The sequence below is a fragment of the Cupriavidus pinatubonensis genome, from assembly GCF_019602855.1.
Classification (GTDB): domain Bacteria; phylum Pseudomonadota; class Gammaproteobacteria; order Burkholderiales; family Burkholderiaceae; genus Cupriavidus; species Cupriavidus pinatubonensis.
This window is the reverse complement of sequence record NZ_CP080766.1, coordinates 656,258-679,136: the sequence shown is the minus strand read 5'-3', so window position 1 is coordinate 679,136 and position 22,879 is coordinate 656,258. Positions and strand designations below refer to the sequence as shown.

At 66.4% G+C, this 22,879-nt stretch carries 19 protein-coding genes and 1 pseudogene; 7 read left to right on the top strand and 13 right to left on the bottom strand.

Annotated elements, in window-relative coordinates; translation table 11 throughout:
• Nucleotides 1–123: 123 nt before the first annotated feature.
• Nucleotides 124–2,715, top strand: a complete 2,592-nt coding sequence (locus tag K2O51_RS03090) for a DUF6600 domain-containing protein (RefSeq protein ID WP_425332982.1) — start codon at nucleotides 124–126, stop codon at nucleotides 2,713–2,715.
• A gap of 105 nt (nucleotides 2,716–2,820) precedes the next feature.
• On the opposite strand, the gene K2O51_RS03085 is transcribed toward K2O51_RS03090, so the two are convergent.
• The 5 genes from K2O51_RS03085 to K2O51_RS03065 are packed head-to-tail and all read right to left on the bottom strand — an operon-like array spanning nucleotide 2,821 to nucleotide 7,412.
• Nucleotides 2,821–4,002: an ABC transporter substrate-binding protein gene (locus tag K2O51_RS03085; RefSeq protein ID WP_011299781.1), complete on the bottom strand. Its 1,182-nt coding sequence runs from the start codon at nucleotides 4,000–4,002 to the stop codon at nucleotides 2,821–2,823.
• A gap of 59 nt (nucleotides 4,003–4,061) precedes the next feature.
• Complete coding sequence (locus K2O51_RS03080) at nucleotides 4,062–4,769, bottom strand: ABC transporter ATP-binding protein (protein ID WP_220630475.1); 708 nt, start codon at nucleotides 4,767–4,769, stop codon at nucleotides 4,062–4,064.
• Nucleotides 4,756–5,520, bottom strand: coding sequence for an ABC transporter ATP-binding protein (locus K2O51_RS03075; protein ID WP_011299783.1), 765 nt, complete (start codon nucleotides 5,518–5,520; stop codon nucleotides 4,756–4,758). Before K2O51_RS03075 ends, K2O51_RS03080 begins: the two co-directional genes overlap by 14 nt.
• The gene (locus tag K2O51_RS03070; protein WP_011299784.1) at nucleotides 5,513–6,538 is read right to left on the bottom strand and encodes a branched-chain amino acid ABC transporter permease; all 1,026 of its coding nucleotides are present in this window, start codon (nucleotides 6,536–6,538) and stop codon (nucleotides 5,513–5,515) included. The genes K2O51_RS03075 and K2O51_RS03070 overlap by 8 nt, the downstream gene beginning before the upstream one ends.
• A 10-nt stretch (nucleotides 6,539–6,548) precedes the next feature.
• On the bottom strand, nucleotides 6,549–7,412 hold the full coding sequence (locus K2O51_RS03065) for a branched-chain amino acid ABC transporter permease (RefSeq protein WP_011299785.1): 864 nt from the start codon (nucleotides 7,410–7,412) through the stop codon (nucleotides 6,549–6,551).
• Between the two features lie 573 nt (nucleotides 7,413–7,985).
• On the opposite strand from K2O51_RS03065, the gene K2O51_RS03060 reads away from it, so the two are divergent.
• The 3 genes and pseudogenes from K2O51_RS03060 (at nucleotide 7,986) to K2O51_RS03050 (ending at nucleotide 10,798) form a co-directional block, all read left to right on the top strand.
• Nucleotides 7,986–8,915, top strand: coding sequence for an IclR family transcriptional regulator (locus tag K2O51_RS03060; protein ID WP_011299787.1), 930 nt, complete (start codon nucleotides 7,986–7,988; stop codon nucleotides 8,913–8,915).
• 33 nt (nucleotides 8,916–8,948) lie between these two features.
• A complete protein-coding gene (locus K2O51_RS03055; protein WP_011299788.1) occupies nucleotides 8,949–9,761 on the top strand; it encodes an SDR family oxidoreductase in 813 nt (270 codons plus the stop codon).
• A 64-nt stretch (nucleotides 9,762–9,825) separates the two neighbouring features.
• A pseudogene (locus tag K2O51_RS03050) lies at nucleotides 9,826–10,798 on the top strand (Bug family tripartite tricarboxylate transporter substrate binding protein).
• A 25-nt stretch (nucleotides 10,799–10,823) separates the two neighbouring features.
• Here K2O51_RS03050 and K2O51_RS03045 read toward each other — a convergent pair.
• From K2O51_RS03045 to K2O51_RS03035, 3 genes are all read right to left on the bottom strand, one after another.
• Nucleotides 10,824–12,224: an MFS transporter gene (locus K2O51_RS03045; protein ID WP_011299790.1), complete on the bottom strand. Its 1,401-nt coding sequence runs from the start codon at nucleotides 12,222–12,224 to the stop codon at nucleotides 10,824–10,826.
• Nucleotides 12,225–12,334: 110 nt separating this feature from the next.
• Nucleotides 12,335–15,724: an ATP-binding protein gene (locus K2O51_RS03040; RefSeq protein WP_140949630.1), complete on the bottom strand. Its 3,390-nt coding sequence runs from the start codon at nucleotides 15,722–15,724 to the stop codon at nucleotides 12,335–12,337.
• A gap of 7 nt (nucleotides 15,725–15,731) precedes the next feature.
• Nucleotides 15,732–16,379, bottom strand: a complete 648-nt coding sequence (locus tag K2O51_RS03035) for a response regulator (RefSeq protein WP_011299792.1) — start codon at nucleotides 16,377–16,379, stop codon at nucleotides 15,732–15,734.
• A 443-nt stretch (nucleotides 16,380–16,822) separates the two neighbouring features.
• Here K2O51_RS03035 and K2O51_RS03030 point away from each other — a divergent pair, with 443 nt between their 5' ends.
• Nucleotides 16,823–16,987: an FmdB family zinc ribbon protein gene (locus K2O51_RS03030; RefSeq protein ID WP_041680120.1), complete on the top strand. Its 165-nt coding sequence runs from the start codon at nucleotides 16,823–16,825 to the stop codon at nucleotides 16,985–16,987.
• 132 nt (nucleotides 16,988–17,119) lie between these two features.
• On the top strand, nucleotides 17,120–17,371 hold the full coding sequence (locus K2O51_RS03025; RefSeq protein WP_041680121.1) for a hypothetical protein: 252 nt from the start codon (nucleotides 17,120–17,122) through the stop codon (nucleotides 17,369–17,371).
• 23 nt (nucleotides 17,372–17,394) lie between these two features.
• Here K2O51_RS03025 and K2O51_RS03020 read toward each other — a convergent pair whose 3' ends face one another.
• The 3 genes from K2O51_RS03020 to folE all read right to left on the bottom strand — a co-directional run bounded on the left by K2O51_RS03020 (nucleotide 17,395) and on the right by folE (nucleotide 19,073).
• Nucleotides 17,395–17,688: a nicotinamide mononucleotide transporter gene (locus K2O51_RS03020; protein ID WP_011299794.1), complete on the bottom strand. Its 294-nt coding sequence runs from the start codon at nucleotides 17,686–17,688 to the stop codon at nucleotides 17,395–17,397.
• 178 nt (nucleotides 17,689–17,866) lie between these two features.
• The gene (locus K2O51_RS03015) at nucleotides 17,867–18,310 is read right to left on the bottom strand and encodes a BLUF domain-containing protein (RefSeq protein WP_011299795.1); all 444 of its coding nucleotides are present in this window, start codon (nucleotides 18,308–18,310) and stop codon (nucleotides 17,867–17,869) included.
• Nucleotides 18,311–18,329: 19 nt separating this feature from the next.
• Entirely contained in the window at nucleotides 18,330–19,073 is a 744-nt protein-coding gene (gene folE, locus K2O51_RS03010; RefSeq protein ID WP_011299796.1) for a GTP cyclohydrolase I, read from the bottom strand.
• A gap of 259 nt (nucleotides 19,074–19,332) precedes the next feature.
• Here folE and K2O51_RS03005 point away from each other — a divergent pair, with 259 nt between their 5' ends.
• Entirely contained in the window at nucleotides 19,333–19,488 is a 156-nt protein-coding gene (locus K2O51_RS03005) for a CAP domain-containing protein (RefSeq protein WP_235679908.1), read from the top strand.
• A gap of 26 nt (nucleotides 19,489–19,514) precedes the next feature.
• Here the strand turns inward: K2O51_RS03005 and K2O51_RS03000 are convergent, their stop codons facing one another.
• Together K2O51_RS03000 and K2O51_RS02995 are read right to left on the bottom strand one after the other, a co-directional pair.
• On the bottom strand, nucleotides 19,515–20,774 hold the full coding sequence (locus K2O51_RS03000) for an arsenic transporter (protein WP_140949629.1): 1,260 nt from the start codon (nucleotides 20,772–20,774) through the stop codon (nucleotides 19,515–19,517).
• A 55-nt stretch (nucleotides 20,775–20,829) separates the two neighbouring features.
• Entirely contained in the window at nucleotides 20,830–22,869 is a 2,040-nt protein-coding gene (locus tag K2O51_RS02995) for a penicillin-binding protein 1A (RefSeq protein ID WP_140949628.1), read from the bottom strand.
• Nucleotides 22,870–22,879 lie beyond the last annotated feature (10 nt).

Here is a 22,879-nt window from a genome sequence, read left to right as displayed (position 1 = left end):
ACGGGTCTCGCTCTCCAGTTTCTCGATTCCATGCCGCGCTTCCTTTCACCTGACCGCAACTCCGTCTCCCGCCACCGCAGCCTGAAAGCCGGTGCCGCACCCTTGCTGCCGATGCTCGCGGTGATGGCGGGCGTGGCCCTGACGCTGGCCCCATGGCCCGTGCAGGCCCAGCTATCGCCACTTGGCGACCCCGGCGCGCAGGTAGGGCAGGTCGATCCGCCCACGCGCGTGGCGACATTGACCGATGCAGCGGGCAATCTCAGCTTTGCGCCGGCCGGGTCGGACGAATGGGCAGCAGCGGGCCTGAACCGGCCCATCACCACCGGCGACCGGCTGTGGGTGGATAACGGCGGCCGCGCCGAAGTCCATGCCGGCTCGGTGGCGATCCGGCTCGGCAGCGCGACTGCCGTCAGCGTGCTCAACCTGGACGACAACGCCACCCAGGTCAAGCTCACGCAAGGCACGCTGCAGCTGCGGGTCCGTGCCTTGCCCCCGGACCAGCCTGTGGAGATCGATACCCCCAACCTGGCGTTCGTGCCGCGCGAGCCTGGCGACTACCGCATCGATGTGGCGCCCGACGGCAGCACCACGACGGTGACCATGCGCCACGGCCGGGCCGCGATCTACGGCGAAAGCCGCTCGCTGGAAATGCAACGCGGCCAGCGCATGCGCTTTGCCGGAACCGACCTGGCCGATGCGGGGCAGGGCGACCTGCCGCCCGAGGACGAATTCGACCGCTGGACCGCCTCCCGCGATGCGCGCGAGGACGCCTCGCCATCCGCCCGGTATGTGCCGCGTGACATGCCCGGCTATGCCGCGCTTGACGGTTATGGCGACTGGCAGGACGACCCGGGCTATGGCGCCGTGTGGTATCCGCGCGTGGTGCAAACGGGCTGGGCGCCATACAGCACCGGGCACTGGGCCTGGATCGCGCCCTGGGGCTGGACCTGGATCGACGATGCGCCGTGGGGGTTCGCTCCCTTCCATTACGGGCGCTGGGCCTACATTGGCACGCGCTGGGGCTGGGTGCCGGGGCCGCGCGTGCCACGGCCGTGCTATGCGCCGGCGCTGGTCGGTTTCGTCGGCGGCGCAGGCCCTTACGGTGGCGTGCGTGTGGGCGGCGGACCGGGCGTGGCCTGGTACCCGCTTGGCCCGCGCGACGCGTACCGGCCCGTGTACCGCGCCAGTCCCGGCTATGTCACGCGGATCAACCGGGTGACCGTCAACAACGTCACGATCGACAACCGTTTCCGACGCGAGCCGCACCCGAACCGCGACGTGCCCGGCGCGATCAGCGGCATGCCGGCGCGCAATTTCGTCGAAGGCCGGCCGGTACCGCGCAATATGCGCGGCAATGAATGGCGCAACCTGCCGCAGGGCGAGGGCCGCGGCGCGCCACCGGTGGCGCCGGTCAAGGGCAGCTTGCTTGGCGCGGCACCATCCCGCTCCCTTCCGCCGCAGGCACGCCAGGGCTTCGAACGCCAGGCGATCGCGGCGCGCCCGCCCGGACAACCCGCGCATGACGACCTGGCGCGACGCTTTGCACGCGAAGGCGGCGTGGTCTCCGGCGCTGGCCCGGTATGGCGCGGTGGAGACGCGCGGCCCCGCGGCATGGACGGGCACGGTGCCGCAAATGTGCGGATGAGCCAGGTAGCCCCGACTGCGCGGCCCGGCCTGCCGCCGCCGCGTCAGGACGACAATGCCATGCGCCGCCCGCCAGCCGGTGCCGAGCGCGGCTCCCCGCCGTCCGGTGGCGACGGGTGGCGCGGCAATGGCCGTGGTCAGACCACGCGGCCCGACCAGGCTCAGGGATTCGCGCAGATGCCCGACGCTCAGCGCCAGGCGCAGGACATGCAGCGCCAGCAGCAACAGGCGATCCAGCGCCAGCAGATGGAGCAGCAGCGCCAGCGCCACGACGCGCAAGACCAGGCCCAGGCGATTCAGCACGACCAGCAACAAGGGATCCAACGGCAGCAGATGGAGTCGCTGCGCCAGATGCAGGAGCAGCAGCGTCAGCAGTCCGACCAGCGCAACATGCAGTCGCAACGCCAGCAGGCCGATCAGCAACGTCAGCAAGCCGATCACCAGCGGCAGATGGCTGACCAGCAGCGGCAGCAGGAGGCGGTCCAGCGGCAGCAGGTCGAACAGCAGCGTCAGCAGGTCGAGCGACAGCGTCAGATGCAGGACCAGCAACGCCAGCAGATGGACCAGCAGCGGCAGCAGGAGGCGGCCCAGCGCCAGCAGATAGACCAGCAGCGCCAGCAGGCGGAGCGGCAGCGCCAGATGCAGGACCAGCAGCGCCAGCAGATGGAGCAGCAACGCCAGCAGGCGGAGCGTCAGCGCCAGATGCAAGACCAGCAGCGCCAGCAGATCGAGCAGCAGCGGGCCATGCAGGAGCAGCAACGTCAGCAACAGGCAATGCAGCGCCAGCAGATGGAGCAGCAGCGCCAGATGCAGGAGCAACAGCGGCACGCGCAGGAACAGCAACGCGCGGCCCAGGAGCAGCAACGCGCCATGCAGGAACAGCAGCGGGCCGTGCAGGAGCAGCAGCGCAGGCAGCAGGACCAGCAGCGGCAGATGCAGGAGCGCCAGCGGCAACAGCAGCAACAACAGCAACAACAGCAACAGCAGACGGATCAGCAGCGCCAGCAGCAGCGCGCGCACCATGACCGCGGACAGACGGAGGCTCGCAACGAAGGAGACCGCCGCCAGTAGCCGCTCGCCTCCAACAGCGCTGGCAAGCGCGCAAAAGCAGCGCGGGCCATCAGGGCGTTGCCTGATGGCCCGCGTTCCGCAGGCGGCCGCGTTACCTGTACCTGGTTACTTGGCCAGTTCCGACAGGCGTACCGGCGAGATCTTGCCGTTCTGCACCCAGCCCACCACGGTATCGGCGACCGAACCGCCCTTGGCATCGATGCCTTCCACCTCGTTCGGGTTGACGTCCTTCGGCAGTGCCTTCATCGCGTCGGGCATCTTTGCGCGGATGGCGACGGCATCGCTGGTGGTGCCGGCCAGCTTCATCGCGCCGGCCAGCGCGTACACCATGGTGTAGTTCAGCGACATCTCGGTGGTCGCGTCGCGCCCGTCATGCAGCTTCTTGTACTTGGCGTTGAAGTTCTGCGCCGCCGGGCGGCCGTCATTGACGAGCGGCAGCACGCCGATCGAGCCTTCCAGCATCGACAGGCCATTCGTGACCTTGGCCATCTCGTCCATCTTGGCCTGGTCCATGATGATGAATCCGCCCTTGAAGCCAAGTTCGCGGGCCTGCTTGACCACCAGTGCTGTCGGCTCCGACGGGCCGCCGACGAACATCACGTCCGGCTTGTCGGTGATGGCGCGCGATACGCCGCTGTAGAAGTCGGTGGCCTTGGTGTAGGACATCGGATTGTTGCCGACGACTTTGCCGCCCGCACCCTCCCAGGCCGGCACAAAGGCCTGCACCCACGCCTTGGCGTAGTCGTGGTCGGCCGGCGCCAGCGCCACGTTCTTGCCATAGCGCTTCATCTGCGCCTTGACGAAGGGCTCGATATAGCCGGTGTAGGCGGGCGGGATGCGGATGGTCAGCTTGTTGCCGGCATCGGTGATGCGCGGCACGCTCGAATAGGCCATGACCAGGAATTTCTCCTGCTCGTTGAAGGCCTGCAGCGCGAAGATGCCGCCCGAATGCGGCACGAACACGGCCGGTGTCTTGTGCTGCTGCACCAGGCGGCGCGCATTGATCGCGGCCTCGGCGGGCGAGTACTTGTCATCAAGCGCCACGACTTCCAGCTTGACCTTCTTGCCCTTGACGTCGAGACCAGCGGCATTGATTTCGTCGACGGCCATCTGCACGCCGGACAGCACGTTCTTGCCATACAGCGCGGCGCCGCCCGAAAGCGGGCCGGTATAGCCGATCTTGACGACTTCCTGGGCGAGCGCGGCGCCCGAGGCCAGCATGGCGGCAGCGATGGTGGCGGCGGTGGCGGCCAGCGGGAAGAGTCGGCGGAAGGTCTTGTTCTGCATGTCTGTCTCCTCTATGGATGCTTACTACGCTTGTCCTGATCTTTTTGAATGGCGGCTTCCTAGCCGCCGATGTACGCCTTGCGGATCCCTTCGTCCTTCAACAGCGAATCGCGGTCGCCTTCCATCACGATGCGTCCGCCTTCGATCACATAGGCGCGATGCGCGATGCCCAATGCCGCGTAGGCGTTCTGCTCGGCCAGCAGCACCGTCGTGCCCGCGCGGTTGATGCGCTGGATGATCTCGAACATCTGCTTAACCACCAGCGGCGCAAGGCCCAGCGACGGCTCATCGAGCAACAGAGCACGCGGACGGCTCATCAGCGCGCGGCCGAGTGCCACCATCTGTTGCTGTCCGCCTGACAGCGAGCCAGCGGCGTCGTCCTTCTTCTGGTGCAGGATCGGGAACATCTCGTACACCTCATCGAGCGTCTTGCGGATGCCGGCACTGTCGCGGCGATGCACGTAGGCACCCAGCGTCAGGTTCTTCTCCACGCTCATGGCCGGGAACAGCTTGCGGCCTTCGGGGCAGTGCACGAGTCCGGCTTGCACGATCTGCGACGGCTTCATGCCCGACAGCTCGCGGCCATCGAAGCGCATGCTGCCGCCGCTAATACGGTGGATCGCGCTCATCGCGAGGAAGATCGAACTCTTGCCGGCACCGTTGGCGCCGAGCAGCACCACCAGTTCGCCCGCGCCGGCATGCAGCGTGATGTTGTCGAGGGCACGGAAGCTGCCGTACGACAGCGAGACGCGTTCAAGCTGCAACATGGTCGGCTCCCAGATAGGCTTCGATGACATGCGGATCCTGCTGGATCTGCGCGGGGGTGCCTTCGGCGATCTTCTCGCCGTAGTTCAGCACCATGATCTTGTCGGCCAGGCGCATGATCATGTCCATCTTGTGTTCGATCAGGCAGACCGTCTTGCCGTGGCGAACCATCTTGCGGATCAACTCGGCCAGGCCCACGGTTTCTTCGGGGTTGACACCGCCGGCGGGCTCGTCGAGCAGCAGCATTTCGGGATCGGTCGCCAGCGCGAGCGCAAACGCCACGCGCTTGCGCGCCTCCTGCGTGATGTCGGCGGCGATCTCGTGCGCCAGGTGCGTGAGGCCGACAAAGTCGAGCGCGGCTTCGGCCTTGTCGCGACACAGGCGCTCTTCTTCGCGCAGGCGCCGCGTGTTGAACAGCACGTCACCAAGGCCCGAGCGCGTGCGCAGCCGGTGGCCGACGATCAGGTTGTCCAGCACGGTGGCGCGGTCGAACAGCGCGGTGGCCTGGAAGGTGCGGGCCACGCCGAGCCGTGCGATCTGGTCGGCGCGCAGGCCGGCGACGTCTTGCCCCTTGAGCAGGATCTGCCCCGAGCTGGGTGCATGCGTGCCGGCGATCAGATTGAAGAACGTGGTCTTGCCAGCGCCGTTGGGCCCGATGATCGCGTTGATATGGCCCTGTTCGAACTTCACCGATACATCGTTGACCGCCGTCAGGCCGCCAAACTTCTTCGTCAGGTTGCGGATCTCAAGCATGGTCGGCTCCGGCGCGGGTAGGGACGGGGGCAGCGGCAGGCGCAGCGGCGGTCGGACGGTTGCCGCGTCGTGCCGCCGCCGCCTTGCGCGCCTGCTTCTTCAGCCACGAGCCGACGATGCCGTCAGGGAAGAAGATGATCAGCAGGATCAGCACCGGGCCGAACACCAGCATGCGGTAGTCCTGCAGGAACTGCAGCGTCTGCGTGACCCACGGCACCAGCACCGCACCCAGCAGTGGCCCGAACAGCGTGCCGGTGCCTCCGACCAGCATCGCCATCACCATGTCGAAAGTCAGGTCGGTGCGCGCGATATCGGGGCCGAGGAAGCGCACCTGGCCCGCGTAGAGCGCACCGGCAAAACCCGCGTAGCCGACCGACAGCACGAACGACAGTACCTTGGTGCGCATCAGGTTGATGCCGAGCGCCTCGGCCAGCGCGTCGCTGTTGCGCACGGCCATGAAGCTGCGGCCCAGCAGCGAGGTGACGATGCGGTGCATCAGGAACGTGCCGATCGCCAGGAAGGCCAGCACGAGGTAATACTGCGCGGGCACGCTGTCGAAGGTGACCGGACCGATTGCCGCCGGCACCGGAATGCCGATCAGGCCGACCGTGCCGTGCGTCAGGCTTTCCCACTTCTCGATCAGCAGATAGATGATGTAGCCGATGCACATCGTGAAGATCGAGAAGTAATGACCCTTCAAACGCAGCGATACCAGTCCCACGAAATAACCGACCACCATGCAGACCACGCCCGACAGCGCGAACGCCAGCCAGAACGGCACCTGGTGGTCCACCGTCAGGATGCCCAGCGTGTAAGCGCCGATTGCCATGAAACCGCCGTGCGCGAGGTTGAGTTGGCCCGTGTAGCCGGTGATGAGATTGAGCCCGAGGGTGGCGATGGCGTAGATGAACGCCAGCGTCATCACGGTCAGGTAGTAGCTGTTGGGCGCGATCTGCGGGAACGCGATCGCCAGTGCCAGCAGCAGGGTCCAACCGGTCTTTCCTTGCAGTGCTTTCATGCCGTACTCCTCAGGCCGCCTTGCCGGCGAACAGGCCTTGCGGCCGGATCGACAGGATCACCACCAGCAGCACGAACGCGATGATGTCCTTGTAGTCGGTGGAAACGTAGAAACCGCCGAAGCTCTCGGCCATGCCGATGATGAGCCCGCCCGCAATCGCGCCGGGGATGCTGCCCATGCCGCCGAGGATGATGATCACGAAGGCCTTCGTGATGACCAGGTTGCCCATGCTCGGGTAGACCAGGTTGATCGGCGCGTAGAGCGTGGCGGCGATGGCGGCCAGCGCGCCGGAAATCGCGAACACCAGCAGCGTCACGCGCGTCGCATCGATGCCTACGAGCGCGGCACCTTCGCGGTTCTGCGCCATCGCCATGATGGTCGCGCCTGTCATGGTGCGCGTGAGGAACAGGTGCAGCAGCACCATCAGCGCGAACGCGGCGACGATGATCAGCAGGCGCTGCAGCGGCGCGGTCAGGCCGAACAGGTCGACCACCTGGCCGTACGGCGTCGGCATGCGATGGAAGTCCGCGCCCCACAGTGCCTGCGCGCCGGCTTCCAGGAACAGCAGGATGCCGATGGCCGCGATCATGTCGTGCAGTTCGGGCGCGTTGCGCAGCGGATGGAACACCAGCCGGTCGGCCAGCATCGACAGCATCGCGACGACGACTGCGGCGCCGACCATCGCGAGCCAGTAGTTCACGCCGAACGACGTCATCAGGAAGTACGAGACGTAGGCGCCAGCCATGTAGAACGCGCCGTGCGCGAAGTTCGGCACGTGCAGGATGCCGTAGACCAGCGTCAGGCCAAGGGCCACCAGGCTGTACACGCCGCCCAGCGTCAGGCCGTTCAGGATCTGTTGAAGGAACAATGCCACGGGTTCACCTCGTGTGGTTCACGAAACAGGGCACGCGCCGGCCGCAAGCGGGCGCGCGGATTCACGGCGACAGCCTGATGGCCGCCGCGCATGCGGGTGTGGATCAGTCGGGGGCGTGGGCCGCGGCAAGCGGTGCCGCGGTCGGAGCGGCGCCGTGCGCCGGTCGAGCGTTGCGCTCGTGGACAGGTACGTACTGCTGATGTTGCATGGTTTGTCTCCTATGCGATGCGGTCTGCGCAGTTGCGCCGCGGTTCCGGTCATGGCCGGCGACGCCGTGGCGTGGAAGTGTGATGATTCCCGCACGGTCGTTCGTTTTCATCGACTTTTGCATAGGGCTGAAGGGCCAGTCAAGGAAACCGGTCCAGTATTCCGCACAGCGAAATAGCCGGCGAGTCATTGCCGCCAGAAGGGCACGCGGCATAGAGGTAATCCCTGACGAGCAGCCATGACGCGGGTTACAGGGCAGCGGCACTTACCATCCATGGCACCTATGACCCCTATGTTTTAGGTACATAGCCGGTGCTGCGGTCCCGGGAACTGGTATCTAGTCAGTCAGGACAACGCCCAGCCCGCATGAAGCGCTCGACCTCCATCCCGGCACCACCGCCCGACGCGGCCCATGTCATGCCCGCCATGCCGTGCGCTGCCGCCCATCTTGCCCATAACGCCTATACCGCCGACGACCGCAACTTCGTCACCGCGCTGGCGCGCGGCATGGAGTTGCTGCGCGCGTTCGGCCCCCACGACGACTATCTCGGTAATGCGGAGCTGTCCCGGCGCACCGGCATTCCGCGGCCCACGGTGTCGCGGCTGACCTATACGCTGGCTTCGCTCGGCTATCTCTCTTACATCGAATCGATGGAGAAGTACCGGCTTGGGCAAGGCGCGATGGTGCTCGGGCACCGCTACATTTCCGGCGCGGGCATCCGCGATATCGCGCAGCCGCTGATGCAATCGCTCGCATTTGCGACGGACTGCACGGTTGCGCTGGCCATGCCCGACCGCCATGCGATGGTCTATCTGGAATCGTGCCAGCCGCGCGGCGCGCTGGTGATCCGGCTCGCGCCCGGCGCGCGGCTGCCGATGGCCACGTCGGCCATGGGGCGCGCGTGGCTAGCGGGGCTCGACAGCGCGCACCGAGAAGCGGCACTGGCCGAACTGGAGCGCCACTATGGCGCGCGCTGGGCGTCGGTGCGCAGCAAGATCGAGCGCTCGTTGCGCGACCACGCGCGGCGCGGCTTCTGCGTGGCGCATGCCGAGTGGGACCGCACTGTCAGCGGCGCGGCGGCGCCGCTTCGGCTCGAAGGCAGCGGCGAGGTGCTGGCGCTGAACATCGGCGGCGCCGCGACGCGTCTGTCGCCGGAAATCCTGGAAAGCAACCTGGGCCCGCGCATTCGCGATCTTGCGCAGACGCTGCAGGCGCGGCTGTGGCAGGCCGGTGCCGGACGGCAGGGATCGACACGTACGGCGGCGGCAACGTCCGACGCCTGTGAATCAAACTGAGCAAACCATCAAGCAGAGATAAGGAGACAACGCATGCAAGTCAAAGACAAGACCGTCGTCGTGACGGGCGCCGCCACGGGCATCGGCCGCGCGCTGGCGCTGGCATTTGCCCAGGCCGGTGCGCGTGGCGTGGCCATCGCCGATCTCAATGCCGCTGGTGCCGCGACGGTGGCGGCCGAAGTGCAGGCCGCTGCGCCAGATTGCAAAGTGTTTGCTCAGGCCGTTGACGTGAGCGATGAAGCGGCGGTGCAGTCGCTGGCCGACGAAGCGACGCGCCGCTTCGGCCGAATCGATGTGTTCTGTTCCAACGCCGGCATCATCCTGCGCAAGGGCCTGGACGCCAGCGCCGAGGAGTGGCAGCGCATCTGGGACATCAACGTCATGGCGCATATCCACGCGGCGAAGGCGGTGCTGCCGCAAATGCTGGAGCGCGGCGACGGCTACTTCGTCAATACCGTATCGGCGGCGGGCCTGCTGTCGCAGATCGGCTCGGCACCGTATGCCGTGACCAAGCATGCCGCGATCGGCTTTGCGGAATGGCTGTCGATTACCTATGGTGACCGCGGCATCAAGGTCAGCTGCATCTGCCCGCAAGGCGTGCAGACCAATATGCTGTTCGGCGAGAGCGGCGAGCGCAAGGGGTTCTTGCAAGAGGGCTCGGTCACGGCCGAGCACGTCGCAGCCGCCACGCTGGAAGGCATTGCCGGCGAACGCTTCCTGATCCTGCCGCATCCGGAGGTACTGGAATACTATCGCCGCAAGGGACAGGACTACGACCGCTGGCTGCGCGGCATGCGCCGCCTCCACGATAAGGTCATGCAGGAGTTCGGCGGTATCGCAGTGTAGTTCCCAAGCTCTTCCCCAGAACAGCCGGTGCCCATGCAGGCACCGGACAGCCAGGAGACAACCGATGCGAGTCAGTTCCGTTGCCGCGGTGGCGCTTGTCGCCGCTGCCGTGTTCAGCGCGCCCGCCGTCCAGGCGCAGGCCTATCCGAACAAGCCGATCCGGATGGTGGTCGGGTTCCCCAGCGGTGGGGCGCCGGACACGCTGGCCCGCATCGTCTCCGAAAAAATATCGCCCTCATGGGGCCAGCCGGTGGTGGTCGACAACAAGCCCGGCGCCGGCGGCAATATCGGCGCCGAGGCTGTGGCCCACGCGCCGGCCGATGGCTACACGCTTGCCATGGGCACGGTGGGCACGCACTCGATCAACGGTGCGCTCTACAGCAAGATGCCGTACGACATGGTCAAGGACTTCACGCCCGTGATCCTGGTCGCGACGACACCGAATGTGCTGGTGGTCCATCCGGGTGTGCCGGCGAAGAACGTGTCGGAGTTGATCGCGCTGGCCAAGGCAAGGCCTGGCGGCCTGACGTTCGGCACGCCGGGCGTCGGCACATCGCTGCACGTCGCCGGCGAGTTGTTCAACTCCATGGCCGGCGTGAAGATTACCCATGTGCCATACAAGGGCAGGGCGATGGCGATCCCAGACCTGCTTGGCGGCCATATCACGATGATGTTCGACAACCTGCCGTCGGCGCTGCCCGTGGTGAAGGAGGGCAAGCTGCGCGCGCTGGGCGTCACCAGCGCGAAGCGTTCGCCGTCGGCGCCGGATATCCCCACGCTGGCCGAGCAGGGCTTGCCCGGTTTCGAGGCGGACTCGTGGTTTGCCATCTTCGCGCCGGCCAACACGCCCAAAGACGTGGTGGCAAAGCTCAATGCGGAATTCCCGCATTTACTCGCTGCCGGATGTGCAGGCAAAACTCAAGACACTGGGGCTGGATCCGGTTCTCGGCACGCCAGAGAAGCTGGCGGCTTACCAGCGGTCGGAGATCGCCAAGTGGGCGAAGGTGGTGAAGGAGTCGGGCGCGAAGGCTGAATAGCCGAACGGTGGTGCTGACGCGTCCACTACGCGTCAGGTTCGTCCCGTATAACGGCAGTTCCCGCATGTCGAGGGCTGCTGCCATCGCGCAGGCGGCTCAGGCTGATGACCGCACCGAGCGTCGCCATGCCAACGGCCGCGTACAGCGCGAGTCGCCCGGCACCGGTCTGGTCGAAGCTGAACAGCAGCGCCACCACGGCCGTGCCGGTGGTCTGCCCGAGCAGCCGCGTCGTGGCCTGCGCGCCGCTGGCGCCGCCGCTGCGCTCGGGGGGCGTGGCGCCAATCATCGCGCGGTTGTTGGGCGACTGGAACAGGCCAAAGCCAAGCCCGCAGATCGCCATGCGCCAGGCGATGTCGAGGCTGGTGGCATCGCGTCCCAGCAATGCCAGGCCAAGCAGGCCGGCAGCGAGCAGCGCCAACCCGGCGCCAGCCAGGATGCTGGCCGGGTAGCGGTCCGACAGCCGGCCAGAGAGCGCAGCCATCAGGGCCACCGTCAGCGGCCACGGTGTGATCAGCAGGCCGGTTTCATGCAGCGACCGGCCAAGCTGGTATTCGAAATAGAACGGCAGCGCCACGAAGGACAGCATCTGCGTCATGAACGAGCAGAACGACGTGCCGACCGCCAGCGTGAAGGCGCGGCTGGCAAACAGGTCCACGGGCACGAGCGGCGACGGGCGGCCGTGCTGGCGGCGCACCAGCACCCAGCCCAGCACGATGGCGCCGCCTACCGCGGCCGCGCCGGCGATACGCAGGCTCGCATGGCCAAGGCCGTCGACGCCAAGAATGAACAGGCCAAACACCACCGCCGACAGCACCGCGCTCGGGTAGTCGAACTCGCGTGGCTGCGGCGCCGTGTCAGGCAGCGCGCTGCGACTGAGTGCCAGCGCAAAGATGGCCACCGGCACATTGACGGCGAACAGCCATTGCCAGCTCGCCAGCGACAGGATCAGCGCCCCGAGCGAAGGGCCGATTGCGGTGGTCACGCCGACCACCAGCGCGTTCAGCCCAATGCCGCGGCCCAGGCGCGTAGGCGGATAGATAAAGCGCACGAGCGCCGTGTTCACGCTCATGATCCCGGCGCCGCCCAGGCCCTGCAGCACGCGCGCCGCTACCAGCATGGGCAGGTTGACGGCCAGCGCGCACAGCAGCGATCCGACCAGGAAGGTGGCGAGCCCCGCTCGGTACACACGCTTGTAGCCGAAGATATCGCCCAGTGACGACAGCGGCAGCAGGCAAACCGTGACCGTGAGCTGATAGGCGTTCACGACCCAGATCGTGTTCGACGGCTCGGACTGGAGCTGGCGCGCGATCGACGGCAACGCAATATTGGCGATGGAGCCGTCCAGCACGGCCATGATCAGGCCGCAGAAGACGGTAAGGATGGCCCAGCTGCGCTGTGGGTGCGGAAGCCCTTGATGTGACGACATGCGGGAGACAGTGGCGGCGAGGCCGCATCCGTGGAACCGGGCGCGGCGCCGTCATTATCGGCGCGCGGGGCGTCGCGCGCAAATGCACAGAATGTGGTAGTTGGCCGCGATCAGGCCATCGCCGTGGGTGAAACTGGCGGGCCTTCGCCGGCATAGCGCTGCGCGAGCACCCGTAGTACATCGCCGGCCGCGGCAATCGCCGGACTCCAGCGGCCGGCGTCCAGGCAGAGCCGCTCGACTTCGCGGCAGTGGGCATACAGGTTGTTCTGGCGGACGATCCTGAAGCCACTCGCGGCGCGATGTGCCCACGCCTGCAGTGCATCCACATCATTCGCACCGAGGACTTGCGCAAGCGCTGGCAGGTCGCTTTGCAGTTGCTTGCGCAGGAGTCGCGCGTAGCGTTCCTGGTTGGCCGACGCGATCGACGCTTCGCGCACCCCCTGCAGCGCCTGTCCCAGCTCATGCAAGGACGCCGGCTTCGTGACGTAGCCCTTGAAGCCGCGTTGCTGCCAGTCCTCGGAATGTTCCTGCTGAGCCAGCGCACTGAAGGCAAGCACGGGCAGGTCCGGGCGCAACTCGCGCAGCGCATCGAGCAGGGCATGGCCATTCATGACCGGCATGTGGATGTCGGTCAGCACCACATCGACATGGGTCGATTCGACAACGGCGAGCGCCTGCTTGCCGTTGTCGGTGATGATGGGCTGGTAGCCCAATATCCGCAGTTGTTCGCTGACCAGCGTCTGATTCAGCGGATTGTCTTCGGCCACGAGGACGGTCAGCCCGGTAGTGTCGGGCAATGACGCCGACACGACGGGGCCGCCCGCAATGCCGGCGGTGGAGGCGAGTGCCGGCGGATCCGGCAGACCCGCAGTGGCCGTGGCCACGCAGGCGAGTAGCGCCTCATGACTGAAGCTGGACACCTCGACGACGCCGGGCGCCCGCCGCCGGGGCCGGTGGGGGCCATCGGGCGTCATCCAGATCACGGGAGCGCAACTCACTGCATGCAGCGATTCCAGTGCGCCAGGATCGAATTCCTCCGTGGCGACGATCGCCTGGGGCCGGTGGGTTTCAAGGTGCTCGCGTGCCGCGGCCAGCGAAGCCAGCACATGCGGGCGCCAGCCCGCAGTCGTCAGCCACGCTTCAATGCAGTCCCCGGTCTTGCCGTCCTGGCTCAGCACCATCACGCTGCCATGCCGGGCGGGCGGGATATCGGAGACAGTGGCGAACGCGGCATCGTCGACGGTGGGCGCCAAGGGCACGAGGATAGTGAAAGCGCTCCCGACGTCCTGCACGCTTTGCACACCGATGCTGCCACCCATCAACTCGCACAGCCGTGCGCAGATGGACAGGCCGAGACCGGTGCCACCGTAGCGACCGGTCGCAACGTCATCACCCTGCACGAAAGGCTGGAAGATGCGTTCGACCAGCGCCGCCGGCATGCCGATTCCCGTGTCGCCGACGCGGCAGGTCAGCATGTGCCGCCCATCCGCGCCAGCGCCGTAGCTGCCACTGAGCGTGATGCGCCCGCTGGTGGTGAACTTGAATGCGTTGTTCAACAGGTTGTTGACGACCTGCGTCAGCCGCATACCGTCTCCGCAAACTTCCCGGTCCAGTTCAGGCGCCAGTTGCAGTTGCAGCCGGATGCCGCGAACAGTCGCCATGGGCGCGTAGGTCAGTGCCAGTCCTTCGAGCGCTTCGGCCAGGCGAAACGGCTTGTCGACCAGTTCGAGCTTGCCGGCATCGATCTTCGAGAAGTCGAGGATGTCATTGACGATGCGCCGCAGTCCCTCCGCCGCGGTACCCAGCACGTGCAGGCGTTGCGCATGGCCTTCCAGGCCGGGGCTGCGCGCAAGCAACTCGAGGTTGCCGATCAACGCGTTCAGGGGCGTGCGGATTTCATGGCTCATGGACGCAAAGAAGCTCGAGCGTGCACGCATCATGGCCTCGGTCGCTTGTTGTGCCGTGCGTAACTGCTGCTCCAATGCCTGCTGCGTCGTAATGTCCTGCACGGCGCAGAACAGCACCTTATCGTCGTGGTAGCGTGCCGGTGCGTACGTGACCTGCAGATAGCGCTGCGCGGCAGCGTCGTCGCCCGGCGCCGGGACGGTGAAGTTGTTGATCGGCGCCGGCTGGCTCGCCTCCGCACCGGGCGGCTGGCGCTCGAAGGCCTCCGTCACCTGCGCGGGCAAGGCGTTGGCCTTGTCAAGCCGCAACAGTGCCTGCGCGAGCTGGTTCGAAGTCAGTACGGAGTAGTCGCGTTGCCGGACGATGCACAGCCCGACCGGAGTGGCGCTGACAAGGATCTGGTTCAGGATCTCGTTCTCGAGCGCGCGCGCCGCTTCCGAATGGGTTCGGCGCAGCATCTGGCGGTCCCAGTAGCGTGCGCTCAGGACGATGGCGCCGATCAGCAGCAATGCCACGCTGAGGATCACGGCGAGCTCTGGTGCAAGTGCGGGCACCAGCAGGCCATACGGCAGGAAGCAGACGAGTACGCCGAACCCGGGCTGCAACGGCTGGACCATCAGCACGCCACGACGCGTGTAGTGCGATACGTTGTGTGGCTGTCGGCGCGCCTGTGCCATGACGGCGCTGACCACCGGGCCCTCAACGGGCAACGCGGGTGCCGCGACATCGATAGCCGCGTCGGCCGGATTGAGCAGCGCCAGCAGCGCGGTATCGCCGGGTCGATCCAGTTGCGCGAGAAAATCGACCACGGGCACGCACGCCGCCAACAGCACGGTGGGCGTGTCGCCCGTGTAGGCGGCGCCGAGGCTCAGCATGACCATCGCACCGGTCAGCGGATCGCGCACGGGGCCGGCCCAGAGCTGCTCGCCGCCGGGCGGCACTGCATGGCCGGTGCGGTCCAGCAGCGCCTGCGTAATGATGCCGCGAAGCGTATCGATCAGCGCGGGCTGGATCGGGACTGTCACCTGCGCCGCGGAAGGCTGCCGCGCGAGAATGGCGGCACTGTCGTTCTCGAGCGAAAGGACATAGACCCAGTGATCGAGGCCAAAGGCCTGCTGTGTCGCGAGCGTGCCAAGCGCTATCTGTTGCAGGCGCGCAAGCTGCGTAGGCATGGCCGGGCCCCAGGCATGGCGCGTGGCGGCCGTTGCCAGCAGGTAGTAATCGTGTCCGGCGATCTTGTCCGAAATTCGTGCGACGCCGGTTGCGCGCACGGACTGGACTGTGGCGGCATCCGGCGACTGCGCGGAGCCGGACTCGTGGTAGCGGCGCACGCTTAGCACGCTGCGCCGCAAGAAGGCGGCCTCGCTTTCCAGGCGCTGCGAGATCGACCCTACATAGCCGGCGACCTGGTTATGTTGACGGCTCAGATGCTTGTCGGCTTCCAGTGCCACCAGCACGATGGCGGCGAACACCACCAGGGCGATCAATACGGCGATGGTCGCCGAATAGAGATGCTGTTGCCGGCGGGCATTGTCCGCGAGCGTGTCGAAGGCGCTTGCCAGCGACACGCGGGTACTGTCGAAGAGCTGCTGCATGGGGCGCTCAGATCAGACCGTTCTCGTACGCGTACCGGATCAGGTCGGTGTTGGTGTTCACGCCCAGCTTGCGCATGGCCACGGTCTTCTGGCTAGAGATGGTGCTGACCGACCTGCCAAGCTTGGCGGCAATCTCATTGAGCTGCATGCCTTGCGCATACAGGCGGACCACTTCGAGCTCGCGCAGCGTGAGGTCGGTGGCGGGGGCATCGACCATCGCCGCGTCATCGAGGATCGCGCGGATCGACGGCGAGTAGTAGCAGCTTTCGCTGGTCATGACGTGAAAGCACGCCCGCAAGGTTTCTTCGAGTTCGTCTTCCTTGCTGACGAACGCGCGTGCGCCGAGCTTCACCGCGCGCCGGATGATGGCGGCGTTCGACTGCGCGCTGACCACGACGATGCGCGTGCCACGATGGCGCCGCGCCAGGCGGTTCAGCAGGTTGAAGCCGTCCAGCGTGGCATCGCCGTGGCCCATGCAGAAGTCGGTGATCGCGATATCGGCTGGCTGCCGGTCAAGCGCCTGCACTAGTTCGGAGCCGCCGGTGCATTCGCAGGCAATGTGGAAACGCGCGGAGCGATGCAGGCAATCGCGCAGTGCGGTGACGACGAGCGGGTGGTCGTCCGCAACCGCAACGCGGATGAGCGGTCCGTTCATGACTGTCCCCCATTTCTGGTGCGCACGCTGCGCGGCGGTGCACCTGCTGTGGTGCGGAGAAGGGAGGAGGAAGGGGGGATGGTGCTGCGTTGCGACCGGCGCACGGAAGCCGGAAGTTGTCTACACGCAAGGAACATTTGACGAAGACCTCGGTAATTGTGGACGCCAACCGGCAAGGGCCGATTGATACGGACTATTGCATCACCACAATCCCCGAAATTTTGGCTATCTTATGCGCGCCGTTGAATCGTATTTCGGCTAGATTCCGGGGCGATTTGAGCGTTGTTCCGTATCTGCGCGCACGAATACTGAGGCAGCGCAAAAGCTGAGTGGCGTGCCGGGCGCTGCCGTGGTATCGGGCTTGCCACTTGCCGCCTTGCGCCTAGAATGAATTCGGCACGCGAAACATGCCGCTGGGCACGTGTGCCGCCTGGAGGTGCGTCATGCCTGTCTACCAGTACCGTTGCGACAAATGCGGGCACGTGTTCGAGCATACCGAACATGTGGCCGAGCACGCGACCGCACACCCCAGTTGTCCGAAGTGCGGTAGCCAGACAGTGCAACATGCGCCCACGCCGTTCGTGGCGAAGACCGGGCGCAAGAGCTGAACCCTCAAAACACAACTCACAGTGGGTCGATGCATGCCGCCGGCATGCACATTTTTTTGCGTGGCGCAATCCCGCGCCGCGCACGCTCCCGCTGCGCGCATGCGGCGATCTCATGACCTGACGGAGGATGCCATGGCTACGAGACCGTTTTCCGAGTTTTCACCCGAGGAGCAGCAACAGTTCGCGCAGGTATGCGGGCAGATGGGAATGGCCCCGGACGACTTCGACGTCACCGACGAGTTGAACGGCAACGCGTTGCGCCGCATCAGCGTGCGGCGCCTCAGCACGGAAGCCAGCAGTGCCTACCAGGCTGGCGGCACTGAATGGGTCGAAGAGTTCGAGAGCGATCTCGAATGCGGCCTGTTCGGCCGCGTGACCGTATAGCGTAGCCCGGCGGAGTCTCTCGATCAGGCGGCGGCGTGTGCCGCCTTCTGGTCGAGTTCGCGATGGTATTTCGTGTGGCGATACAGTCCATAGCAGCTCGTCGCCGTGAAGCCGAGCTGCTGCACGAACAGGCCATAGGTGCCGGTCACGAGCGCAAACACGCTCCACACCAGGTTCGAGCACAGGTACGCGATCCATCCCCAGCGCGAGGCCCGGTTATGCAGGGCCACCAGCAGCGAGCCGCTCATGGCCAGCGCGCAGCCCGACCATTCGAGTCCGTTGAGCAAATTGGGAACGATTTGGGGCGTGAAATCCATGCCGCGTGTCTCCTGATTTTGTGTTCATTTTTTGCATACAATCGGACGCGACTTTAGCCGGGAACGCACGCGTGTGCAAGTGTTTTCCGGTTTTCGGGAAAAGGCGAAAGACAAGACGAGTGACAGGCGGTCGCCTCAGGAATGACGTTTGCGGAACAGCAGAATACGCAATGGTCGGTCAGGGACGGCCGCGTTCGGCAGTGCGCGCGACGACGGACGCCCCGGCGATCAGTTCCTTGAGCAGCGCCAGGGAGGCCTGGCCGGACGTGCAGAACGGATCCAGTTCGGCCCGCGCGGAGAACTTCAGCAGCGTGGCGGTATTGATGCGCGCGGCATTGACGTGGCCCATGGCCCAACCCGCGAATTCGCGCTCGCAAATGTCTTCGTACTGAAGCAGCACCAAGTCATGATGACGCGGGTCGCGCGTAATGGCCTGGAACAGCCGCGACACTTCCTGGCGGTCGCCCTCCAGCGCCTGCAGGAAGATCCCATTGCCATGGCACAGCACGCCGGTGATGCCGTGGCGCGGATTGCGTTCCAGGCTGGTGGTCAGGATCGCGTCGAGCGTCGCGGCGTCGATGGCCTGGCGGGCGCGGCTGGCATAGAGCAGGCGGACGAGCATGCTGGCAGCTCCGGGATGGCTATTTGCCGTTGCGATTGAGCAGGGCGAGGAATTCGCGGCGCAGGCTGCCGTCCTTCAGGAAGGAGCCGCGCATCACGCTGTTGGTCATCTTGGCATCGGTATCGCGCACGCCGCGCCAGTGCATGCAGAAGTGCTCGGCTTCCATGACGATGGCCAGGCCGTCCGGGTTCATCTTTTCCTGCAGCAGGTCGGCTACCTGGGCCACCGCTTCTTCTTGGATCTGCGGCCGGCACATGATCCACTCGGCCAGCCGCGCGTACTTGGACAGGCCGATCAGGTTGGAATGCTGGTTCGGCATCACGCCCACCCACAGCTTGCCGATGATCGGGCACAGGTGGTGCGAACAGGCGCTGCGCACGCGGAGCGGCCCGACGATCATCAGTTCGCTGAGTTGCTCGACGTTCGGAAACTCTGTCACTGCCGGCGCCTTGGCGTAGCGTCCCGCGAAGATTTCCTTGAGGTACATCTTGGCCACGCGGCGCGCGGTTTCGCGCGTGTTGTGGTCCTGGTCCACGTCGATAACGAGCGCGCGCAGTACCTCTTCCAGCCGTGCCTGCACTTCTTCCTGCAGCGCGTCGAGTTCGCCCGGCTCGATGTAGCGGGCGATATTGTCGTTGGCATGAAAGCGCTCTCGCGCCGCCAGCAGGCGCGAGCGGATGCGGTCCGATACGCTCGACTCGCCGGGGGCGGCATCACTGGTCTTGTGCTTCGCGCCGTGGTGTGCAGCGTCCTTGTCTGTCATGGAGAGCCGCTTTCAGGTAGGAGAGGGATGGTGCACCGTGCTTCACTATATGGCAGATGTCAGGCTCTCACAACCTGCGCCCCTCCCTGGCGAGCGTCGCGCACTGCACTTGGCGAGCGCGCTCCGTGAATTGTTGATGACAAGCCTTAAGCCCGTCACGCAGCAGGCCGACAAGCGAACATAATGCTTCCCCATCGACGCGGTATCTTCCAGGGACCAGCCAGTGATCTTGCCGATTGCGTTTCCGTGCAGCAGCCTAATGTTGCTCCATGTCGCCACGGTGCCGCTGCCCCAGGCGACGATGGAACCCGGCGTCGTCGAACACCATAGCCGCGCCGTGCGTCATGGCGCGCCGCCGCTGCGCTGGCACGGCGTGCTGTCGCAGCGCGCCGCGCAGTCCGCCAGCCGCGACTGACGCTACGCGGCAGACGCCCGCGACAGTCAGCGCGCGAGCGCGAGTACGGCCAGTGTCGGCACCATGGCTGCCGGCATGACAACCGCGCCGAGCCGCAGGAACTGGCCGGCGGTGACCATATGACCATCGCGGCGTAGCGCGGTCAGCCACAGCAGCGTGGCCAGGGAACCGGTTGCGGAAAGGTTAGGGCCCAGGTCGATGCCCACCAGCACGGCACCTGTCACGGCGTTGGACGCATGACCCGCAGCCAGTGCCGAGGACGCGATCAGCCCTGCAGGGAGATTGTTGGCAACGTTGCCGATCAGCGCCACAGCCGCCCCGATACCCCAAAGCCGCGCAAGGCTGTCCTGGCGGGACGCCGCCTGGATGATGTCGGCAAGCCAGTGGATCACGCCGGTATGCTCGAGCGCCGCCACCAGCACGAACAACCCCGCCACCATTGGCAACACGCCCCACGAAATCTCGCGCAGGGCCGGCGCGAGCAAGTCGCGCTTGGTCGCGCACACGATCAGCAGCGTAGCCGCGCCCGCCGCGCATGTTGGCCAACCCAGGTCGCTGCCGCGCAGCGATGCCGCCAGCAAGGCCACCCCGGTCAGCACGATGCCAACCGCCGTCAGCCACGCCTGCAGGCTCAGCGGCGGCACCGGCACGTCGCTGGCGATTCGCTCGGCCAGTGCCTCGCGCTGCGTCCAGTACAGCGCGGCCAACGTGGTCACCACGGCAACCAGCGATGGCAGCGCAAAATGCGCGAGCCATCCGGCCAGCGGCGGCATGCGCGTCCCGAAGATCACGAGGTTGGCTGGATTGGAAATCGGCAACACGAAGCTGGCCGCATTGGCGATGAAGGCGCAGGCAAACAGGTGCGGCAGCGGGTTCTGCACCTTTGCCGCGCGCGTGGCGGCCAGCACGGCAGGCGTCAGCACCACGGCGGTCGCGTCGTTGGACATGAACGCCGTGACCAGCGTGCCAAAGCCATAGACCAGCAGGAACAGCGCTCGGGCGGAACCGCCTGCGCGCCGCACGGCCAGGGCCGCGACGTGGTCGAACAGCCCGGTCTTGCGGGCCAGTTCGGAAATCACCATCATGCCGGCCAGGAACAGGTAGACATCCAGGCCGCGCATGACCGCGGCGAGCGCGTCCGGCACTGCCAGCAGTCCGCCCACGCACAGCAGCACCGCGCCCGCGACCGCCCAGAAGGCCTCCGAAAGGCGAAACGGCCGCAGCAGCACGCCAGCGGTGGTGAGGGCAGCAATTGCCCAGATCAATACCGCGCTGACGCTCGACATTGTGGTTCTTGTTGTTGAGAGGTTGAAAGGAGGGCGCTGCAGCCCAGATGCTTGACTACAGGCTTGCCCTGTCGTCGCGGCTCGCGGCCGGTGCTGCGGGCTGGCCGGGCAGGCCAACGGCTTCGCTGGCTACCGGTGTGGCGGCGGCATCCTGTGCTGGCGCGGGTAGCGGCGCCGGGAAGCCGAGCGAGGCGATACCTTGCCTGCCGTCGGCATATTCCGCATACGTCCAGTCGCCGCTGCTGCGCACGACCCCGGACGGTGCGGCCCGCTCGGCCACCGGGGTGCCTGCCATCCGGCCTTCCATATACGAAGCCCAGATCGGCAGCGCGGTGGTGGCGCCGAATTCATGGGTGCCCAGGCTATGGTTGTCGTCATAGCCCATCCAGGCCACCGTGACCACGTTGCCGGCGTAGCCCGCGAACCAGCCGTCGACCGAGTCGTTGGTGGTGCCGGTCTTGCCCGCCACATCCTCGCGGTGCAGATAGCGGCGCACGCCCGCGCCAGTGCCGTCGTCCACCACGCTGCGCAGCAGGCTGTCCATCACGAAGGCATTGCGTTCGCTGATGACGCGCGGCGGCTCCGTGGCATTGTCGGCCGCGAACAGCACGTGGCCTTCGCTGTCGGTAATGCGCGAGATCAGGTAAGGCTCCACGCGATGGCCCTGGTTGGCAAACACCGCATACGCCGACGCGAGCCGCAGCGGCGACGTCGTGCCGGTGCCCAGCGCCAGCGGCAGGAAGCGCGGCAGCCGCTTGGTCGAGAAGCCGAAGCGGCTGGCGAACTCGACCGCATACGGAATGCCGATGGCCTGCAGCGTGCGGATGGCCGGGAGGTTGCGCGACTCGGCCAGCGCTTGGCGCACCGTGACCGCGCCCAGGAATCGGCCGTCGTCGTTGGACGGCTGCCAGCGCGAGTTGTTGTCGAGCGGCGCGTCGTTGATCAGCGTGCCTGGCGACACGCCGTGCTCGAGCGCCGCCGCATAGATGAACGGCTTGAACGTCGAGCCGGGCTGGCGCAGTGCCTGCGTCGCATGGTTGAAGCGGTTGGTGTCGAAGTCGGCGCCGCCGACCATGGCCTCGATCGCGCCGGTGTCGCCATCGAGCGAAACCAGTGCCGCCTGCGGCGCGCCCGCCGGGCTGGCCAGGCGATGGCGCTTCCCGTAGCCTTCCAGTCCGCGCCGCACGGCGTCATAGGCCATGGTTTGCCGCACCGACGACACCGTAGTGTAGACATTCAGGCCGCGCGTGTAGGCTTCATCGCCGAAGCGGTCGCGCGCAAGCTGGCGCGCCAGTTCGGCGACATATTCGGCGTGCCCGGCGAACTGGCCCGCATTGTCGGGGGCGATGTCCAGCTGCGCCGATCGGGCGTCGCGGTACTGGTCCTGGCTGATCATGCCGAGCGCCAGCATCCGCCCGAGCACATACTCCTGCCGGCGCTTGGCGCGCGCGAAGTTCACCACCGGGTTCATCGTGGAAGGCGCCTTGGGCAGCCCGGCCAGCATCGCGGTCTCGGCCAGCGACAGGCCGTCCAGCGGCTTGCCGAAGTACGCGTGGGCCGCGCTGCCGAAACCGTACGCATGCTCGCCCAGGTAGACCTGGTTCATATACAGCTCGAGGATGCGGTCCTTGGACAGCGTACGGTCGATCTGCCACGCGAGCAGGATCTCGTACCACTTGCGCGCAAGCGTCTTCTCGCGTGACAGGTAGAAGTTGCGCGCCACCTGCATGGTGATGGTAGAGGCGCCCTGCGAATAGCCCTTGCCCAGATTGGCCAGCGCCGCGCGAAACATGCCGGGGATGTCGATGCCGTCGTGCTCGTAGAACTGGTCGTCCTCGGCGGCGAGCAATGCCTGCGTCATCTGGCGCGGCATCTTGTCGAACGCGATGAATTCCCGGTGCTCGCTGCCGAATTCGCCGATCTGCACGTTGTCACTCGTGAAGATCCGCAGCGGCACGTCCGGCCGGTACTCGCGCAGGGCGTCGACGGGGGGAAGCTGCCGCAGGCTGACGACCGCGGCGAAACCGGCGAGCAGCACGCCGGCTGCAGCCAGCGCCAGAGCGGCGCCGCCTGCCTTGACTGCGAATTTTTTCATGCGCGCAATT

What these genes read in the sequence shown, in the direction of transcription:
- K2O51_RS03040 (WP_140949630.1), bottom strand. Translation starts at nt 15,724, where the DNA reads ATGCAGCAGCTCTTCGACAGTACCCGCGTGTCGCTGGCAAGCGCCTTC.
- K2O51_RS03085 (WP_011299781.1), bottom strand. Translation starts at nt 4,002, where the DNA reads ATGCAGAACAAGACCTTCCGCCGACTCTTCCCGCTGGCCGCCACCGCC.
- K2O51_RS03015 (WP_011299795.1), bottom strand. Translation starts at nt 18,310, where the DNA reads ATGCTCGTCCGCCTGCTCTATGCCAGCCGCGCCCGCCAGGCCATCGAC.
- K2O51_RS03055 (WP_011299788.1), top strand. Translation starts at nt 8,949, where the DNA reads ATGCAAGTCAAAGACAAGACCGTCGTCGTGACGGGCGCCGCCACGGGC.
- K2O51_RS03080 (WP_220630475.1), bottom strand. Translation starts at nt 4,769, where the DNA reads ATGTTGCAGCTTGAACGCGTCTCGCTGTCGTACGGCAGCTTCCGTGCC.
- K2O51_RS03030 (WP_041680120.1), top strand. Translation starts at nt 16,823, where the DNA reads ATGCCTGTCTACCAGTACCGTTGCGACAAATGCGGGCACGTGTTCGAG.
- K2O51_RS03025 (WP_041680121.1), top strand. Translation starts at nt 17,120, where the DNA reads ATGGCTACGAGACCGTTTTCCGAGTTTTCACCCGAGGAGCAGCAACAG.
- K2O51_RS03000 (WP_140949629.1), bottom strand. Translation starts at nt 20,774, where the DNA reads ATGTCGAGCGTCAGCGCGGTATTGATCTGGGCAATTGCTGCCCTCACC.
- K2O51_RS03070 (WP_011299784.1), bottom strand. Translation starts at nt 6,538, where the DNA reads ATGAAAGCACTGCAAGGAAAGACCGGTTGGACCCTGCTGCTGGCACTG.
- K2O51_RS03020 (WP_011299794.1), bottom strand. Translation starts at nt 17,688, where the DNA reads ATGGATTTCACGCCCCAAATCGTTCCCAATTTGCTCAACGGACTCGAA.
- K2O51_RS03090 (WP_425332982.1), top strand. Translation starts at nt 124, where the DNA reads ATGGCGGGCGTGGCCCTGACGCTGGCCCCATGGCCCGTGCAGGCCCAG.
- K2O51_RS03005 (WP_235679908.1), top strand. Translation starts at nt 19,333, where the DNA reads ATGTTGCTCCATGTCGCCACGGTGCCGCTGCCCCAGGCGACGATGGAA.
- K2O51_RS02995 (WP_140949628.1), bottom strand. Translation starts at nt 22,869, where the DNA reads ATGAAAAAATTCGCAGTCAAGGCAGGCGGCGCCGCTCTGGCGCTGGCT.
- K2O51_RS03060 (WP_011299787.1), top strand. Translation starts at nt 7,986, where the DNA reads ATGAAGCGCTCGACCTCCATCCCGGCACCACCGCCCGACGCGGCCCAT.
- folE (WP_011299796.1), bottom strand. Translation starts at nt 19,073, where the DNA reads ATGACAGACAAGGACGCTGCACACCACGGCGCGAAGCACAAGACCAGT.
- K2O51_RS03075 (WP_011299783.1), bottom strand. Translation starts at nt 5,520, where the DNA reads ATGCTTGAGATCCGCAACCTGACGAAGAAGTTTGGCGGCCTGACGGCG.
- K2O51_RS03045 (WP_011299790.1), bottom strand. Translation starts at nt 12,224, where the DNA reads ATGTCGTCACATCAAGGGCTTCCGCACCCACAGCGCAGCTGGGCCATC.
- K2O51_RS03035 (WP_011299792.1), bottom strand. Translation starts at nt 16,379, where the DNA reads ATGAACGGACCGCTCATCCGCGTTGCGGTTGCGGACGACCACCCGCTC.